Below are 19,129 nucleotides of genomic sequence, written 5' to 3'. Positions count from 1 at the left end.
TTTTACCAATTTAGTGGCGGAAAGTTCCTCGACGCGCCGTTGCGCGACAACTACAGTTCGACCTGCACGGCCTGTACGGGATGGCCCATGAACATGGAAGCCATTTCCGAAAAGCGGTCGGCGTTCTCGGTGGTGAGATAACGCACGGTGCCGCCGATGGTGCAGCGAGCGGCCATGTCGGGATGGCGGCGCAAGTAATCGGCAAGACTGTCGGCCACCACACGCCCCTGCGAAAGCACATCGACACCGGCGGGGAGCGCGGCGCGTATCATGTCGGACAGCAGAGGATAGTGCGTGCAGCCGAGTATCAGGGTGTCTATGTCGGGATCGACATCAAGCAACACCCGGATGTCACGTTCCACGAAATAGCGCGCGCCGGGAGTGGTGGTTTCTCGGTTCTCCACCAGCGGTACCCACATAGGGCAGGCGTGGGCAGTGACGCGCATGTCGGGATGCATCTTGCCGATCTCGATGTCATATGACCGGGAAGCGACAGTGCCTGGAGTGCCTACGATGCCTATGTGGCCGTTGCGGGTGCGCTCGGACAGGATTTCTACCGTCGGACGTATGACACCAAGCACACGTCTGGATGGGTCGATGGCAGGAAGGTCGCACTGCTGTATGGTGCGCAGCGCCTTGGCCGATGCAGTGTTGCAGGCAAGAATCACGAGATGGCAGCCCTGGGCGAACAGGTAGCGCACAGCCTGAAGGGTAAAACGGTAGACCACGTCAAACGACCGCGTGCCGTAAGGGGCGCGTGCATTGTCGCCGAGAAACAGGTAGTCATAGTCAGGCAAGCGGCGGCATATGTCGCGCAATATGGTGAGTCCGCCGAACCCGGAGTCGAACACCCCTATCGGGCCGGGGACTGCGGGGAGCAATTCCGGGAACATAGGTCAACAATGATTAATGAGGGCAAAACACCACAGGCCGTACTCGCCTCGTTGTGTGGCGGTCACGGCCTGTCGGTATGTTATTGGTTCAGTACTGATCGGTAATGCAGCGTATCACTTCAGACCGAGCGAGGTCTTTACCATCGGAGTGATGTCGGTCACGTCAGTGCCTACATAGAGAGGCATGGCCTGCTCGAAGATGAACGTCATCCCCTGCTCCTTGCCTACGGAGTTGATGGCATTGGTCACTTTCTGCACTACGGGAGCCATCAGCTGCTCATGCTGGCGCTGAAGATCCTGGGTTGCCGTCTGGCGGAACTGCTCCGACTTCTGGTAAAGGTCCTGTATTTCCTGCTGGCGGCGCTGCTTGATGGTCTCGGGAGTGTCGGCGCCAAGAGCCTGGAACTCCTGCACGGCCTTGTTCATCTCCTCCTGCAGTTTGGCAAACTCGTCCTCGTACTTCTTCGATGCGGCGAGTATCTGTTCCTCAACCTGCTTGGAGTCGGGAAGCGCCTCCATCACCGACTGAGTGTTTACTACACCGAACTTGGGAGCCTGGGCGGCGGCAAACATAGGAAATGCCACAGCGACAGCGAGCAAAATTTTCTTTATCATGATATAATGAAATGTTAATTTTCGCGGATATTTTTACTTAATCGCGCAAAGATAAACATTATCCCCCGATTTGACGGCATGTATATTCATAAAAAACATGAAAATATACAGAAAAACAACGACGGAATGCAGTCTTGGGAAAATCCCCCTTGACAACATCCCGTCAAAATGAATAGATTGATGTATGTACTAAAGTTTAAGAACCTTTCTTGTGAAAACGCCCTTCTCTGTAACAGCTCTCACTATATAGAATCCAGGTGTCAACGAACTTACATCAAGACTCGAACCGACCGGTATGTCGGCCCATCGCAATGAAATTCCGCCGCTTATGTCAAACACCGTAACCATCTGTATATTCAGGAACTCACCGTCCACAGTCATCATGTCACGGAGAGGTGTCGGGCTTATCACGAGACCGCTTGAACCTGCATCCACGATGCCGATTCCGGATGTCCGGTTAAAATCGGCATGAACAGTCATGTTGCCCTTCACCGTTATGGCAAAAGATACATCTTTCGACCTCTCCTCATCGTCTACATACCAGCCGTCAAAAGCAAACCCATCGTTTGGAATCGCTGTCATGTCAAGCACAGTGCCATGTCGGTAGATGCCGCTGGCGGCATTCTCCACCCGGCCTCCGGCAGGATCAAAATCGACGACAACATTGTAGTGCCTGATTGCGAACGTTGCGGTAAACTCTTCGTCGGCAAGCAAAACATAGTCAAACTCCGGTTCGGATGTAAACATAACACCCTCATGCATCCATCCGGTAAAATCATAGCCTTCAGATGCAGAAGCCTTCATTGTCACGGTAGAACCATGGTCAAAGCGCTGCGACACCGGTGACACAGTTCCTCCCTCTGTCGGCATCACGTTGACGGTAAGACTGACTTTACCGTCAACGTACTGAATCCATGACGCATTCTTACCGTTACGCCCATTGAAGCCTTCGGTATCGGTGATATTCTCCGTCGAGACAGTCATCACATAGTATCCGTCAGCAGACGTCTCACGATCAAACGCCACAATGAAATCCGTATCCGAAACAGGAGTCACGACAATACCTGAGACATCCACATGCTTGCCTGCGCATGTCAATGAGATGTCATCGGCTGTAAATGATGATGCGACCACCGGTTTATTGAACGTTACACCGACCTTGCGCAACGGAGCATATAGAATATCCTCTCCGGGTAATCCGGTAAATTCCTTGACCTCCAGAGTCACAAGCGGACATTCTTCGAATTCAAGCACGAACGTTTCGTCCGAGGTCATGTTCGCGGCCATATGGAGCCGCGCTTCATGTACGGGATCCTTACCGTCGCGCATAGTGCACTCAGTCTGCCAGAAATTATCAACCGGGAACTTCGCGCCATCACTTGCCCTTGTGACGGACACAAGCTTCTGCCGTCCTCCTGTCGGGTCATCTACAGAAGCGTAGTACCATCCCTCGGCTCCAGAAGGCGTAGCGGTAATTTCATAGACCGTGTCTGACCTGCGGGAGACGGCTACGCTCTGAGCGATACCTACAGCACATTCCGGAGTACCGTCGCTGAAATAGAGCATGTCGGGCATATCCTCCGAGTCCACTATGTCGTTGACAAGGAAAGCGCGTGCGGCAGGGGAGCCGTCAGAGCCAAGCGTAAATCCATGTATGAGTTCATGAATCGACACATTGTCGAGGAGCGACAGGTCGGGATTACCGTAACTTGTCACATGGGTGGCCTCTACATCATACTCCACAAAATGACCGAGCAATGTTGATTCGAGCCACCATTGTGCATAAGCTGTGGAGCCGGCCGCTATCGTTCCGAAATCAGTGGCTATGGAACCTCCGAGCGACATGACTTTCTCACTGCCGTTTAGCTGAGAGCTTTTCAGCATGAAGTCAATGAGCAGCCCTTTCTCGTTCTCGATGATTTTAGGCTGTTCCGTGGTCAAGCGTACATTAGTGGCGTCACCTCGTCCCTTGTTATTGATAACAAGGGCGAACTCTGCCGGTACGGTCGGCTCTATCACATCCGGAGTCAGAGGATCATCGGAAAATACATCCCGCTGCACGAAGTAGGTGAGATCCAGTTCCGGCGATGGTTTAACTGTGAGACTTACAGGATAGAGGTTACGTGTCACCTCCAGGTCGGTATATGGATCCAGATATGTAAGTGAACCTCCGAAAGAGTACACTTTATCCTTGTCGGGTGCGGCAAACTTGGTGGGAATAAATAGAATCTCTGACACTCCGGTCGTATTGGCCGGAAGTTCCCAACCGCTTGCCGGATCCAGGTTTCCGGTGAATCCGTCGAGACTCTCTCCGTTGATCTGGAACTCATGGGAAGTAGCCGTATTTCCATCCTCATCCTTTACAATCAGATTGAGCCTCACATCTTTCATCGGTTTCAACTCATGACCGTTAAACACCTTTAGCGTTCCTCTGAATGCCTGTCGCGTCATAGTCATAGTCTGTGAAATCTGCAACGTGACTGACGCACAGACTGAATTCGACTGCATCTCTTCGAAATGCTTACGATAATCGTCATAAGCCTCGTAGAATTGGTCAGTAAGAGACGAATAACCTTTATCTGCGGCCGCCTTATTACCTTCTTCAAAGATTGCCAATTGATCCTCCAGAGCATTCTCGGACGGGAATGAGTCGCCGCTTCCATTTATATGGAGGAACAGAGCCTTGGCCTGCGACATTGACACTGAGCGCGGGCGTCGCGCTTCAATCTCTTTGTCGGAAGGGATAATTCCGTCAGGCTGGCTGTAGGCATATTTCAAAAATGCATGTTTTTCGGCATCAACATCGGAAAACCACACACTATCACCGAAAGCCATGAGCTGCAGCCTATGCATCGCCATCAATTGATCGGCATATGACCTGCCGATTTTATTGAATTCTTCAACCCAGCTATGTTTCGAAGCCGGAGAGACAGAACGTAACGGTATTCTACGAGGAGTGTCATCCTCATCATCACCGCAAGGTTCGGTCAACTCATATACTTCCACCGCGACACCGACCATATCCTTATATGGACCGAAGGCAGCCTCATCAAGCTTATCACCGATATATTCATCGATTGTCTCTCCCATTTTCTTGACCACAAACCGATATTGATGGTTAGGATCGCTGCGGTATGCTTCAATTGCATCATTCAATGCATCATTGAAGCCGCCCAACCATGTATGTCCAAGCAATGTGTTGATAAGATTTTCGGCACGCTTGGCATCGCAGGTGTCACAGATACTGAATCGTGATTCGACAGCGCCATAGCTGCTGTCACCACCACCATTGCCTCCGCCACCGGCGTCACCGCCTCCTCCGCCGCCGACAGAGGGCATTACCCATCCGCCGCCGAATACGTGCTCAAGAATTTCTCCTATAGCCATGGCTGTAGCAGAAGCCGCGCATGCCTTCATAGCCATATTCTCAGCACTGGTATTGTCCTTAAGTTCCTTTCCGCACATACCTTTGTAGGAGCTGCCCATAGCCGTCATACAGTTGCCGAAGTTAGTAATCATGTTGCCTCCGACACTTCTTGACGATGGTGCAAACATAGGCGCACGTTGACTTTCGTCGGCGATACGGGTGATACGGATTGGAACGTTGACCGACTGTTGCGGGTTAAGTTCAAACGGCTCGGTATAGTCCAACGCCTCAAACTTCCATTCGGTAAGGTCGCGAGGTATAACCGTCCGCACATCCATAGCACGTATCAGACCGATATTGGTAAGATTCATGTTGATCATCACGGCATCGCCCACGGCCATGTTATCACCATCAATGCTCTTGGGAATTGTGACCTTCACCACCGGCATGGGCACGTTGGTCTCATATTTCACAGTCGTGGTGACTTTGTACTCATCCTCCACTTCGGTCTCCTTGACATCCCATGAGATGGTGATAGGATTATAGCTTATGTCAGCAGTGACACTCTCTGTACGCCCCGGGCTGACATACACGAAGTTCCTGTACCTGTCATGCTTTTCTGCCGTTACATCAAGCTGATAATAGCCGGCTGGCATTTGCATCCCACATCTGCCGTCCTCTCCGGTGACCCCATCAAAAAGCGTAGCTCCTGTCGATGGATTGCTTACCACTACACGTGCGCCTGCCACGTGTGGAGCCTCTGCGGTATAGTAAGTGTATTCATCACATACGACCACCTCAAGGATGCCTTTTTCCTCACTGACCGGTACGATCTTGTATGGAATGCTTATTCCCGTCCCTTCAGCGCAGCCAATACCGACATGACCCGTGACAGGCACATTGAGGTTCATCTTGTCGTTGGTGGCGAGACGAAGAATAACGGTAGCAGAATCGCCAGGCATGAGGGATGGCATCTCGACAGGGGTCACCGCCGACATCCACTCGGGAAGTGCAAGCGAGATTCTGCCGGTTGCTCCCCGTCCGGTGTTGGTGATAATAAAAGGATATTCGCTCGGAGCACCTTGCGTAACCGTAGTGTTGATTGCCGCGACGGATGCCTTTACGGTTCCCACGGGATCGCTGGCATAATAATAGACAGTCATCACCATGTCCTGCGCTTCCGACGATGTGATGCGAAGCCGCATCTCCCTCCAATCATTTCCGGAAGTGGCTTCCGTGGCTGTAAGAGTGTAGTTAAGTTCGACACTCGCGCCGCCGTCTATAACTTGCGGACATGCAGCGCTTGCCGTCACTTCTTCCGAGACAGACTCCACGCTGACCGACACGCCGGTAAGTGGCAGGATGCCTGGATTTGTAATCCTGACATTGCCGGAATATGTCTCTCCGGTAAGCATCCTACATATTATCGGTTGACTATTATCATATGTCATTCCGTATATGTCAAACGACGCATCCTCTGCCATTAGTTGTTCTCCGGGATAGCATGCCCCAATCGAGAAATGACCTATCTGCGAGGAGAAAGGGCTATATACGGCCTCAAAACGACCGGAAGCGTCAGACCGCGCCTTCAGTGTCTGGCGTACGCCATTGTTGATGACGTACACCTCCACTTCAGCATCCGCCACGCCGTCACCGGTCAGATTGCCGGTAATCCTTACCTCTTCACCGGGTGAATAAATTTTCTTTTCCACATTGACCTTCGCGGCATAAGGTGACAACACCTTCACAGGAACCGGAGTGGAGACATTGTTGGAATATAAGATCTCTTTGACACCCTTTGACTCGTTGATCCTTGCCTGCACGTCAAATGTGCCGACAGCTGTCGGCATAGTGACGGTAGTGCTGAGAGTAACTGTCTCTCCTGAGGGCAACGGTTTCTGGTTGTATAGCGCCCCCACAGGCTCGTTGCCGAGATATAATGTCGTCTTGGTAATCTCCGGCAGAGTCATGGCCCCGACATTGCCGACAGTGACCTTCACCTCTACGGAATGACCGGCCTTGACCTCAGAGTCTGACAGTTCCAACGAACTTATTATTGCATCCGGAAGCGAACTGTCGGTAAGCATGGCCCAGAATACGCCTTTTGAGAATCCCTCCGCCTCAGCCGCGAATACTACCGTACGAGTGTCGCCCTGAACAGTGTTGGACGGTGCGGTCACTTTTACTGTAGCCGATGTGCTCCCCGCAGGAATAGTCACCTGCCGGTCGTATACAAGGACATCGTCGGCATCGCTCGAAAGCCTTACGGTAAGCGATGCCGATATGTCGGTGTTGCGCGACACCGTAAGGACAATACCATCATCGTCGCCTTCAAGCAATGTCGATTTAGAAGCCTCTATCGCTAATGAAGGTCCGTCATCATCTATAACCCTGACTGACTTTGTGACTATACCGGCACCTGTACCCGTAGCGGCACAGCTACATGTCGATATGTAGACAGCTGCCGTGATATTGATGTCGCGATCCCCATCGACGACATTGTTGTCGATCACCCCGATAGAGAATTCTGCGGAGCGCACTCCGGCATCAAGCTCGATCCGGTCAGTGGAATAAAAAATCCCTCCCTTTGAATCATCACTTAACATGACCGTGACGCGTTTGTCAAAGTTGTCAAGGCGATGCAGCATGCCGCGCATGGCGGCAGGTCCGGCACTCTCACCGACCTCAGCAGGTGTTATCTCCAGTTTAAGCGCGGGTATGTCGTTATCAATTACTGCCAGATAGGTTTCCGCGTCCATATAACCCGGTGCGACAGCTCGCAACGTCACATCGGCATCACCATCGACGCTCTTGTTGTCAGTCGCAGTCACGCAACACGATGCCGACGTGTTGCCAGACATTATCACTATTGTGGCCGGAAATTGCAACCGTGACGGCCTGTCGCAGCTCAATGATATTTCCAAATCGGCAGCAGCAGGCTGAGGTAGCATGATGGTAAGAACAGACTTCTCCCCTTCTGCAATCTCATCGGGTGTGATTTCGAGGGTGAAAGTGGGGAATTCATCGTCGGAAATTGTCATCATAGCGGTTACCGGCTGATAGTCTGAACCTGAAACTGAAATCTCCACATCGGTATTTCCGTCGGCTACTTCATTATCGGCCAAGGTAAGCTGAAAATATGCCGCCGACTGGTCACGGAATATGGTCACGCTTTCCGGCATGGAGAGACGAGGATCGGCGTTTTCCACAGAAAGCATGAAGGTCTCCGACTCGTTCCAGCTTCCACTTCGGGCAATGCGCCCGCGGATCGTCCGGTCACGGCCTTCGGTCACTGTAGTAGGTATCTCCAGCAACAGGCGTTTGCCCAACGTCAGAGGATAGCCTGTTCCGATAGCCGTATTATTGAACTGCTTCTGCTCGATTTCCCCGCTCGTAGCATACGGGACAATTGAGACACCGGCATTCAACTTTCCTGAGATTCCGGGCAGTTCATTGATTCTCAATGTAGCCGAACGTGCCACTTTCTCGCCAGGAGCAAGATTCTTCCCGTCGTAGTATGTGGTTCCGATCACTATCCGTCTACCATCTTCACCTGACAGGAACAAGGACTCACTCCATCCGGCCGTTGCGGCGATATTGCCTGCGTTCTCGACCGTCCAGTCAAGCGTCACATTATCGCCGGGCATCACCGATGCAGCCTGGGCATCCACATGCGACACGATGAAGTCGGGGCTGTCGGGAAGTGTCTCGGGAATTGCAATCACTTTCACGGAGCCATTGACAGCATCCACGGGAGTCTGCGACCCGCCATCCTTGAACACCACACCTTTCGACACGCCGACAGTAATCGTCGCATCCACCTCAGCCGAAGCATCGAGGTGCGCGGGGACACGGATGACCGGCCCGTTCGCCCCGTTGAAAGGCACATTGCCGCGCACCGTAAGACGGTAAGTCGATTCATCTATTGATTCTACAGCCAAAGTATGGCCCGACGCACGCGATGAAAGCGAGGCCATGGCCATATCCAACGCAACGGGAGCAGTTATATTTACGTCGATGTTCATACCGATTATCCGGTCCACATTTTCCAACGATATAGCGTAGATGAAGTCGGCTCCAGGCATCGCAAGCTCGCGTGCGCCATAAATAACGTTGCGTGTAGTAGCAGGCACCGACGGCTCAGAAGGGTCAGTCGGGGAGTAAATCATGTTTGCCCGTAGCCGTACATCGTGGCCGGGCATCTTATAACTGAATGTCCGTTCTGTAGATAATACGGTTCCGGATTCATCTGTCCAGTCACGGAAACGATATCCCGTAGAAGGATAGGCCGTAAGGCTGACCGATTCGTTCTCTGCAACCTTATCACCGGAATTACGGTTGAACGAAGCGCTTCCCGCCGGGCTGCATTCAAGGAACAGTCTGTGTGAAACGACAGGTACGTCAGGTTCAGACGGATTGGAAGGAGCATACCGGAAGTTCGCCACCAAGTCATTGTCAGCTTCAAGCACCGTATAGACCAATGTCCCGCTTGTGCCGATGGTCTCACCGTTACGAGTCCAATCTACGAAAGTATAGTTTGAATTATTATAGGCATAAAGCCGTATTTCAGAGCCTACCGCAAAACGACCCATACCTGAAACACTGCCGCCACCGGAAGGGAGCGCCGTGGCATTCACCTGCGCATAGGCAGGAGGCGTCTCAGGCTCGGCAGGACTGCCGGGGCTATATGCGAAGCGGGCGATCAGCTCTACATCCGCCATACCCATAGTCACCTTGTAGCTCCGATCTGATGATAACCTATTACCGTCGGTATCTTCCCATCCCTCGAACTTATAGCTGGAAGAGGCATAGGCTGTCAGAGTCACGCTTTCGCCGGTCTGGAGCAGATGTGACTCCGGCGATACGGAGCCGCCGTTGGCCGGAACAGCCTTTGCCCTGACAGTATAGCCTCCAGGTTCGGGAGGATTGACGGGATCATATTGAGCCTGTATGCCGAGGGTGGCAAACACCCCCGCTAACAGGCATATAAATCTCAGAAATCTCATTTTTCATTTCATTGAGTGCAACAAACCACGCTCTTATCTTATGATGCATTTCACGGCTGTCTTGCCCGCTTTCACAACATACATTCCGGCGGGGAGAGTGAAACTATGTGTCTCACATGAATCGGCAACGGCTGCAACGCGTCCGTCGAGAGCATACACGATAACGGGAAGCCCCTTGACGCCGACAACCGTGAGGATATTGCCGTCGACGGCGACTTTCATATCATCTTCGCCGGTAATTTCACCAATGCCTGAGGTGGGCTTGCGCACGGTAATCGAGAATCGATCGAGAACGAATCCACGGCTATCGACATCGAAAGTATAGCTGTTCTCTTTCCTTAAGTCCACGTATCTGCCGGTAACGGCATCATGGAGAACGGCCTCGCCGTCAAGACGGGGAGCGCTGATTGTAAGGGTAGATGCTCCGGGAGCGTATAATCCGAGACGCACACGGCAATCGCCTTCCGGACGCTCATTGATGGCCAGGCGATTACCCGAACCATCCATGGTAAAGAATTCCACCACTTCACCGCCGTCGGCAAAGAATTTCGATGCATCACGGCCGCATTCATAATCCAAGGAAGCGTCATCATTGAGCACTATGCGTGTACGGTCGGACGAAGCGTCTCCGGCAACAACTAACTCGAGATTGAAGATGACACGACGCGCGATGCCTGCGGCAGCCACTGCGGCAGGACGTGAGACTTCAGAAGTAAGCTGCCGTCCTTTGGCATCGAATGTGATTTCGCCATTCTCACCAATCTGTTGCATGAAAAATGCCTGGGTAGGATACAGCACTACGTCATCATCAATCAACGAGTAGGCCACATAGCGCCGGTTGTAGGAATCCCATACCGTGATAGGGCATGTAAGCGAAGTCGAGGCCATATCGAAATATGTAAGCGAGGGATTTCCTATGAGATTCCATCCTGCGTTGGCGGGATTCTCTGAAGTCCAGGCATTGACGGGGACTGTACGGTGGCCTGAAGCAAGAAGCCCCTCGATACCGGTGACATCAAGAGTAAATTCTATGGTGCTGTTCCTGTCCGTCTGATAGATGTATGCGCGGCCGGCCTGAAGAGTCCCGTCGACAGGGACATCCTTCCAACTGCTTCCGGTTCCATTGGCGGCACGTGACTCTCCGTCATAATAGCGGAACACGAAGCTTGCATCGTCCACATTCTTTATATTGCTTAATTTCACATCGCATGGCATCGATATGAAGTACCACCGGTTGCCATCACAATACATACTAAGCGTAACGCTGTTGGCGGTCATGGCTGGAGAACTGTTAAGCAACTGGCCGAAACCGAACTGATTGGAATAGAAATCTTCCTTGATTACAAGATGATTCAACGGCATGGGAGCAGAACCACCCACGACAAGGCTACCGCCTTTGAGGATATCCAGTGACGGAGTACCTTCCATACGGCGATTATTGGTAAGCGAAAGGGTGGAATTCAATGCATAAAAATCTGACGTCACACTACCCTCAATATTCTCGAACTGAAGCCAATACGGGTCAAGTTTATACGCCACTATCGCAAAATCGGGCACATATAGAGTTACATTCTCTCTTGATAAAGACCAAAAAGGATCGCCATTTATTGCTGGAGGAGTAGCCGTCGTACACATGATTTTTTTTATTTTTGAGCAACCGGAAAATTGACTACTATAAGAAAAAACTGTAGCGGGAAGTCTTATCTCCTCCAAATCTGTACAGTTGCGAAATGCCCCGCCTCCTAAATTCGACAACTGAATCGGAAGAATTGCTTTTAATAGTCCACTATCATGGAATGCTGATCCATCAATGTTCTTCATACCTTCAGGAAAAATTATCTCTGTCAAAGATTTACAATCTGCAAATGCTCCATCTTCAATAACTTCCATAGTTGATGGCAAAATAATCTCTGACAGATTCCTATCCCATTCAAAGCACCATCCGGCAATCTGTTTTAATCCATCATGCAGAATTACCTTAGTTAAATTATCACATGATTGGAAACACCTAAGAGGCAAAGTTGTGACACCATCTATATCCACAGTAACGAGGCTTTTGCAGTTGTTGAAACAATATTCACCGATTGATATAACAGACTTTGGAATTGCCACTGAGACAAGTCCGGACTTATAGAAACAGTACGACCCGACAGTTTCAAGGTTTGTCGGGAATAAAATAGACTGAAGAGTAGTGCGATTTTCAAAGTTTCGACTTGGAATACCCGCTGAATAAGCTTCCGAAAGGTCGAGGTTGACTATGGAGGTCATGTTTTTCATAGTCGTCCAGTCGGCATCATTGAGCGGCCCGGAGACACGCAGATGCTGCACATCAGAGAGTTTGTCGACCTTGTAGAGCACTTCGACACCAAGCGAACCGGCACTCTCGAGGTTGACCGTAATCCATTGAGGTTCTTCTGTATCAATAACCTCTTGAGCATAGCCGGTCGATTGCGCGATTACAGGCATAGGGACACTGACAGCCAATGCCGCCAACGTTCCGACAATTTTAATAAATCCATTCATTGCAGTAATGTGTATTATTGTGTATAATTATATTCAGGTTTATTATGATTTATCTGTACAAAACACTCGCAAATATACATATTTTTATATCTACTTCAAGGATTATGTGTTTGTTTTTTTACACAGATTCATCATCATGTCAATATGCCGGACGGGTGGTATCGAAATTCGATACCACCCGTCCGGCATATTGGTATATCTTAAATGCAGGAAGCTACGTTGCTATTTCGCGTAGCCCATCTTGGCAAGCACCTCGTTGCTGACATCGATACGAGGTGAGGCGAAGATAATGTTGGCCGATGAGGCACGGTCGAACACGCACTGGTAACCGCGCTCCTCGCTCACCTTCTTGACAGCGTTATACACCTCGTCCTGGATGGGCTGCATCAGGGTCTGGCGCTTTTTGTAAAGCTCGCCTTCCGGGCCGAAATACTTATAGCGAAGCTCTGTAGCCTCTTTCTCCTTGGCCACGATCTCGGCCTCTTTCTTGGTTTTCTGCTCGTCGGTGAGGAAAACCATATCGGCCTGATAGTTCTTATACATGGTCTGGGCCTCGGTGGCTTTTGCCTCCACCTCTTTCTGCCAACGCTGCGATATCTGGTTGAGCTGCTCGTTGGCCATCTCGTAGGAAGGCACGTTCTTGAGGATATATTCCATATCGATCAAGGCGAATTTCTGGGCGAACGCTCCGCAGCAGCATGCCACACAGAGCATCAAGGCTATGGTAAGTCTTTTCATGTTTATTAATTTGTTAAGAGAGTTGATAGACGCATGCCGAATCCGTATGAGACAGACAGGCATTCAATAATATGACACCTAAGGCTTGGAATGGTTTGAAGCCGTTAACTATTTTTAGTCAATCGCATCAGAATTCCTGACCCAGGATGAAGTGGAACTGGCCTCCGCCCTTACGTCCGTACACCGTATCGAAACCGTAGGCCCAGTCGATACCCATCATGCCGACCATCGGCAGGAAGATGCGGACACCGGCACCGGCAGAGCGCTTCAGGTCGAAGGGCTGGAAGTCCTTCACGGCAGTCCACGCGTTACCGGCCTCCACGAATGTCAGACCATAGATGGTGGTCGAATTGGAAAGCATGAATGGGAAGTGGAGCTCCATGCCCACGCGGGCGTATGCGTAACCCTCGCGAGTCCATGGGGTGAACTGGCCGTTCTCATATCCACGCAGAGCGATGGTCTCGGTGGCATAGGTGTATGAACCCGACATGCCGTCGCCACCTACATAGAACGTCTCGAACGGGGTCTTGAGATACTTGTTGTAGCTGCCGAGCAATCCGAAGTCGGCACGTGTCATCATCACGAGCGTCCACTTGCCGGCGGGATCGGTGAGCGGAGTATAGGTGCGGCTCTTGAAGCGGAGCTTCCAATACTCGATCCAGCGGTACATCTGTTTTTTGGCCTCCACCGAGCCGTCGGCGCTCTCCTGCGACAGACGCTTCCAGTCTTTCTTGCCGAATAGCGATGCCGGAGGGGTGAGCTGGAGGTTGAGCGAGAAGATCGAACCGCTTCGTGTGTAGAGAGGGTTGTCGATCGACTGGCGCGCGAGGGTCAGGCCGAGGGTCAGAGAATTGGAGGTACCGTTGTTCATGTAGTAGAGGTAATCCCAGTTCTTGAGGTAATACCACTGATAGCCCACCTCGGCCTGGAAGGTGAAGTAGTCATCAGGCCAGCTGAGACGCTTTCCGATACCTACGGTGACACCGATCATCTGGAGCACCTTGTTTGGGTCGTAGGCGTTCTCGTAGGAATTCTGGTAGTAGTCGTTATAGTAGTTGCTGCCATACGACGAGCCCCAGTAGTTGTAGGCATACGGGTTACGCCAGTTGCTGCTGTAGTACGACGAGTTTATACCGGTCTGGCGTGCATAGTAGGCCGACACCGACAACGAGTTGGGTCGCTTGCCGCCGAACCATGGGTCGAGGAACGATATGGAATAACTTTGGTAGTACTTCGCGTTGGTCTGCGCCGAGATAGTGAATGTCTGTCCCTCTCCCTGGGGGATGATACCTTTGTAGGAGCTTGGATTAAAGAGGTTCTTGATTGAGAAGTTGGTGAACTTTAACGCAAGCTTTCCGATAAGTCCCGTCTGACCCCAGCCGAACGATACTTCGACCTGGTCGTTGGCCTTCGATTCGAGCCCGAACACGATATCGACCGTACCGTTGTCGGCGTTAGGCTCGGGACGGATATCCATGGCCTCGGGGTCGAAATGACCCGTCTGTGCGATTTCGCGTGCGGAACGCATCAGGTCGTCCTTGCTGAACAGCTGTCCGGGCTTCACACGCAGCTCACGGCGGATCACCTTCTCGTAAAGGCGGTCGTTACCGTTGATTATCACATTGTTGATTGTAGCCTGCGGACCCTCTATCATGCGCATTTCAAGTTCGATGGAGTCACCATTGACATTCTTCTCTATGGGGAAAAGTCGGTAGAACAGATAGCCGTTATTGAGGTAAAGGTTGCTCACGGCGTCATCATCCTCTGTGGTACGCTTGTTGAGCAGCTTCTGGTTGTAGACATCGCCGGGGCGGATGTCGAGTATGCGCTCAAGCACTTCGGTAGGATACACCGTATTTCCCACCCAGTCTATGTCGCTGATATAATATTTCTTGCCCTCTTCGAGGTTGATATACACGTCGACATTCTTGTCGTCATACTTCACCACGCTGTCGCTCAATATCTTGGCATCGCGATAGCCTTTCTCGTTGTATTTGGCGATGATACGGTCGAGGTCGTCCTGATAGTCACTCTCCACGAATTTCTTCTGACGGAAGAGATTGATAAGTTTCCCCTTCTCGTTGGTCTTTTTCATGGCGCGCTGAATGGCATTGTCTGAAAGCATCTCGTTGCCGTCGATGTAGATCTTGTGCACCTTGACCTTCGAGTTCTTGTCGATATTGATGTTGACTATGTTCTCGTTCGGTGCCGACAGGTCCTCGATCTGCTCTATGCGCACATCGGCGTTTCCGAAACCTTTCTGCGCGTAGTATCCCTTGATGATCTGGGTGGCACGGTTCACGATGTTCTGCGTGATCTGGTTTCCCTTCATGAGCTGCAGGCGCTCCTCAAGATCCTTTTTCTCACCCTTGCTCGCGCCATGGTAGTTTATGGCCGATATACGTGGCTGTGGCTTGAGGGCGAACTCGAGCCACACCTTGTCGCCGACCATTTTGGCCACCTTGATCTGGATGGAACTGAACAGCCCCTGGCGGGCAAAGCGCTTGGCGGCGGCGGTGATGTCCGGACCGGGAATCTCCACCCGGTCGCCCACATTGAGTCCGGAGTAGCCTATCACGATATAGTCCTCGTAATTTGGGACGCCGGTCACTTCTATGCCCGCGATCTCGTAGCTTTTGGGCATGCCGGTGTAGAGTATGTTGGGATTGTACACGGTGTCGGCGGGAGCAGTGGCCGAAAGGGTCTGTGCCCCTATTGAGACCGTGGTAGCGGAGAGTAATGCAATAGTGATGAAAGTCAGCAGTCGGTTAAGCATAAGCTTATTTTATTTTCGGGGATATCGTGTCGGGTGATATTGTTGATGTGTGAGTGTATATGCTTTGTCTACGGCTTGGCGGACTCGCCTACCTGTTCTGAAGTCTTTCCGAAACGTCGTTCGCGGCTCTGGAAGTCTACCACGGCCTTGCAGAAATCCTCCTTGCTGAAATCGGGCCAGAAAGTCGGCACGACGATAATCTCGGAGTAAGCAATCTGCCAAAGCAGGAAATTGCTAACACGGTGATCGCCGCCGGTGCGTATTAGCAGATCGGGGTCCGGCATGTCGGCGGTGGCAAGATTGCTCGCCACGGTCTCGGGCACAATCTCGTCGGAACGCATCTCACCACGCTCCACGGCCATGGCTATCCTGCGCGCGGCATCGGTAATTTCCCAGCGCGACGAGTAGCTTATGGCAAGCACGAGCGTCAGTCCGGTACAGTGCGATGTGTCGTCCATACACTTGCACAGGCGAGTATAGGCAAATTCAGGCATGCGCGAGAAGTCGCCTATCATGGTGAGGCGCACGTTGTTCTTTATCAGGTCGGCCGTCTCGCGCTCGATAGCCACGACCACGAGATTCATCAGCGCATTCACCTCAGCCTGAGGCCTGTTCCAGTTTTCGGTCGAGAATGTGTAGAGCGTGAGATAACCGACGCCGATCTCCGAAGCTATCTCGGTAATCTTGCGCACGGTGTTTACCCCCTCGACGTGCCCTTCCGAACGGTCGAGTCCGTGAGCCTTCGCCCATCGCCCGTTGCCGTCCATTATAACGGCCACGTGGCGCGGAAGGCGCTCCGGATCTATTTTATCTTTATATGACATAGCGGTCACATGAATTGATCGTTAATATATATATCAGTCGACATAATAGCAGCTTTTGCACCGCTCGCCGAACTCGAACGTCAGCGAAACCATGACGGTGGAATACCAGTCGGTATTCTTGGCAAAAGAGCTTTTTATGCCGTATAAGTCATTAAGCACCGGGCCGTCAACCTTGTCGGTGAACGCCTTGGTCATGCTCCATTCCAGCCCAAGGTTGAGGCGGGGATTGATCTTGTAGCGCAAACCCGCACCCATCGGTATGTTGAACGCAACGGCGGTAGTACCTCCGCACGAGGCCATCGACACACCCATTCCCACGGTTAGATACGGTGTCCAACGGCGCATCCTGCGGTAAGTCTCTCCTATGCCGTAGTTGAAGAAGTTGAAGTCTATGCGCGCGCCGAGGTCGTAGACGGTCGACGAGAATTCGTATGATGCCCCTCCGGGCAGCACGTTGGTCATGTCGGCACTGTTGCCGCTGAGAGTGGCTACGGTGAGGTTGCCCCTTATGTTCCAGCGCGGACTCACCAGATAGCGGAACAGCACGCCTCCGGCAAATCCCGGGTGGGCATAAAGATTGCTCGTGTTGGCATCTCCGAGATACCCGCTAAACCCTAAGGCAGGCCCGAGTTCAAATTTATATGCGGTCTCCTGCGCGCCGGCCTCAGGCACCGTCATGCCGCACCACGCCATCGCCAAGGCCATCACGGCGATGACCGGGCGACGAATCAATGATATCATGGCAGCAGTACTCTGTCGATAGCCGTTGTCAGACATAGTAAGTCGCGTAAGGAGAGTGGATGTATATTAGTTTACTGGAGAGGCTTATAGGTAAAGCGGTTGATGACACCACGTAGCACGATGTCCCTTATATGACCTGAGGCATCCTGACCACCGTACACATATATATAAGGACACTCCCACTCCGTGACCGGCGCTATGGCACGTCCGGAGAATGTGCCGTCGAGCATCATGCACCATGCCGGGAGACGGCGCAATGTCACCTCTTCCCAGTCGCCGCAGGAGGCGGAGCGGGCATGCATCAGCGAAGGTATCACCAGCGCCCTGGCGCCGGCAAATGTCTCCATCTGCTCCGGAAGCTGCATAAGGCTGTCGGCCTTGTGCCAGTTGACGCCGAGGTCACGCGACACATAGACCAATCTCGAAAGTGTGCCGTCGGCCTTGCGTCCGCCCATTGCAAACAGTGTCGACTGCTTGGTGACGGTCCAGTTGACCGTATTGGTCTTGAACGTGTAGTAAGGGAACACCACCATATCGTCGAGTGCCGCGTCGAGCGGCATATTGGCAAACTTGTTCCATGACTGTCCGTCATATCCCCATACGGCGCTCGTGAGATTACCGTTAGCCACATGTCCGCCGGCTATGACGCCCTGCGGAGCGGCGCTCCATTCCGATGCGAAAGTAAACATCCGGGTGGTGCCTCCTACAGGGAAATCCGCAGGGACGGCAGCAGCGGCATAACCCGCAGGGACGGGATAGGTGGCATGCACGTATCCAGCACCGTCGGGAGCGACGCCCACGACCCGATCTTTATAAGCGCCGTAAATCCAAGCCCAGCGACAACCGGTGTCGCCCCAGGCCAGACCGTCGGACGAGCGCCACAGCGCCCCGTCATCGGCAAGCACGTAGTAGTCGCCGTCGGTGACTGTCATGGTGCCAAGTCGTGGAACGAAACCGAAAGCCACGTTCTCGCGAGTCCATGAGTCGATGGATGCCGAAGGGTCGGCGGTGGAGGCACGCTGCCAGACAGTGCCGTCGGTAGAGTAGCAATGGACCTTACCTCCCTTTTCCACAGTCACGGCATCTGTCACGCCGGCAATAGCGGGGAGTTTGGAATAAGCCATATCACCCCAGCACAATGAGTCGGGTTTCTGGGTATGGACGTTGACGGTGATAGTATATGTACGAGTATATGATTCATTGAGCGAAGTGACGGTCACCTTCACCGGACTGCTGAAGCTTATGGTGTCGGGACTGGTGCTGTTGTACTCCTCCTCCTTGGTCTGACCGCCGATATCGGTATAGCTCAACATGATTTTGGACGAGCCGCCGGTGCCTATCACAGGCACAAGTTTGCGCACGTCTGTGCCCGGAGGCATCGAGTCGGCGTTGAATATCTTCTGACCCTCGAGATCGATGGTAAAGAACACCGAATCGAGGTGGGCGAGCACCTTCGAGTCGGCCTTCAGATTGAAGGACGTGATGGCGGTGCTTGAATACATCGTCTCAGGAGTATATCCAGTGTCGATGTCGTAGTCGTTGTTATCATCGTCGCTGTTGCACGACACAACCACGCTTCCACACATGAGTGAGAGCGCGGCGAGTGATGAGGCAGCAAGTCGCTTGTTCATATATTACTATTTTTC

General features: G+C 52.2%; 9 protein-coding genes and 1 pseudogene. All 10 read right to left on the bottom strand.

The window, feature by feature from the left end:
- Positions 1-50 precede the first annotated feature (50 nt).
- Positions 51-893 (bottom strand): glutamate racemase, encoded by an 843-nt coding sequence (gene murI / locus QZ303_RS03745; protein ID WP_295729293.1) that lies wholly within the window; start codon positions 891-893, stop codon positions 51-53.
- 114 nt (positions 894-1,007) lie between these two features.
- Positions 1,008-1,508, bottom strand: coding sequence for an OmpH family outer membrane protein (locus QZ303_RS03740; RefSeq protein WP_295729291.1), 501 nt, complete (start codon positions 1,506-1,508; stop codon positions 1,008-1,010).
- A gap of 189 nt (positions 1,509-1,697) precedes the next feature.
- On the bottom strand, positions 1,698-9,881 hold the full coding sequence (locus QZ303_RS03735; protein ID WP_295729289.1) for an InlB B-repeat-containing protein: 8,184 nt from the start codon (positions 9,879-9,881) through the stop codon (positions 1,698-1,700).
- Between the two features lie 33 nt (positions 9,882-9,914).
- On the bottom strand, positions 9,915-11,309 hold the full coding sequence (locus QZ303_RS03730; protein WP_295729286.1) for a hypothetical protein: 1,395 nt from the start codon (positions 11,307-11,309) through the stop codon (positions 9,915-9,917).
- Positions 11,310-11,522: 213 nt separating this feature from the next.
- A pseudogene (locus tag QZ303_RS10595) lies at positions 11,523-12,149 on the bottom strand (leucine-rich repeat domain-containing protein); the annotation flags it as partial.
- A gap of 477 nt (positions 12,150-12,626) precedes the next feature.
- Entirely contained in the window at positions 12,627-13,142 is a 516-nt protein-coding gene (locus QZ303_RS03725; RefSeq protein WP_295729283.1) for an OmpH family outer membrane protein, read from the bottom strand.
- A 127-nt stretch (positions 13,143-13,269) separates the two neighbouring features.
- Positions 13,270-15,918 (bottom strand): POTRA domain-containing protein, encoded by a 2,649-nt coding sequence (locus tag QZ303_RS03720; RefSeq protein ID WP_295729281.1) that lies wholly within the window; start codon positions 15,916-15,918, stop codon positions 13,270-13,272.
- A 68-nt stretch (positions 15,919-15,986) separates the two neighbouring features.
- Positions 15,987-16,742, bottom strand: coding sequence for an isoprenyl transferase (locus QZ303_RS03715; protein WP_295729278.1), 756 nt, complete (start codon positions 16,740-16,742; stop codon positions 15,987-15,989).
- Positions 16,743-16,775: 33 nt separating this feature from the next.
- Entirely contained in the window at positions 16,776-17,483 is a 708-nt protein-coding gene (locus tag QZ303_RS03710) for a DUF6089 family protein (protein WP_295729276.1), read from the bottom strand.
- Between the two features lie 71 nt (positions 17,484-17,554).
- Positions 17,555-19,114 carry a DUF6242 domain-containing protein gene (locus QZ303_RS03705; RefSeq protein WP_295729274.1) on the bottom strand — a complete coding sequence of 520 codons (1,560 nt, stop codon included), beginning with the start codon at positions 19,112-19,114 and terminating at the stop codon, positions 17,555-17,557.
- Positions 19,115-19,129 lie beyond the last annotated feature (15 nt).

The organism is uncultured Muribaculum sp. (genome assembly GCF_910583865.1).
In the GTDB taxonomy this organism is placed as follows: Bacteria; Bacteroidota; Bacteroidia; order Bacteroidales; family Muribaculaceae; genus Muribaculum.
The sequence above is the reverse complement of the archived record's forward strand: the minus strand, read 5'-3'. Positions and strand labels throughout refer to the sequence as shown.

Coding starts and splice junctions, on each gene's coding strand:
- QZ303_RS03730 (WP_295729286.1), bottom strand. CDS start 11,309: ATGGAAGGTACTCCGTCACTGGATATCCTCAAAGGCGGTAGCCTTGTC.
- QZ303_RS03720 (WP_295729281.1), bottom strand. CDS start 15,918: ATGCTTAACCGACTGCTGACTTTCATCACTATTGCATTACTCTCCGCT.
- QZ303_RS03735 (WP_295729289.1), bottom strand. CDS start 9,881: ATGAGATTTCTGAGATTTATATGCCTGTTAGCGGGGGTGTTTGCCACC.
- QZ303_RS03740 (WP_295729291.1), bottom strand. CDS start 1,508: ATGATAAAGAAAATTTTGCTCGCTGTCGCTGTGGCATTTCCTATGTTT.
- QZ303_RS03710 (WP_295729276.1), bottom strand. CDS start 17,483: ATGATATCATTGATTCGTCGCCCGGTCATCGCCGTGATGGCCTTGGCG.
- QZ303_RS03715 (WP_295729278.1), bottom strand. CDS start 16,742: ATGTCATATAAAGATAAAATAGATCCGGAGCGCCTTCCGCGCCACGTG.
- murI (WP_295729293.1), bottom strand. CDS start 893: ATGTTCCCGGAATTGCTCCCCGCAGTCCCCGGCCCGATAGGGGTGTTC.
- QZ303_RS03725 (WP_295729283.1), bottom strand. CDS start 13,142: ATGAAAAGACTTACCATAGCCTTGATGCTCTGTGTGGCATGCTGCTGC.
- QZ303_RS03705 (WP_295729274.1), bottom strand. CDS start 19,114: ATGAACAAGCGACTTGCTGCCTCATCACTCGCCGCGCTCTCACTCATG.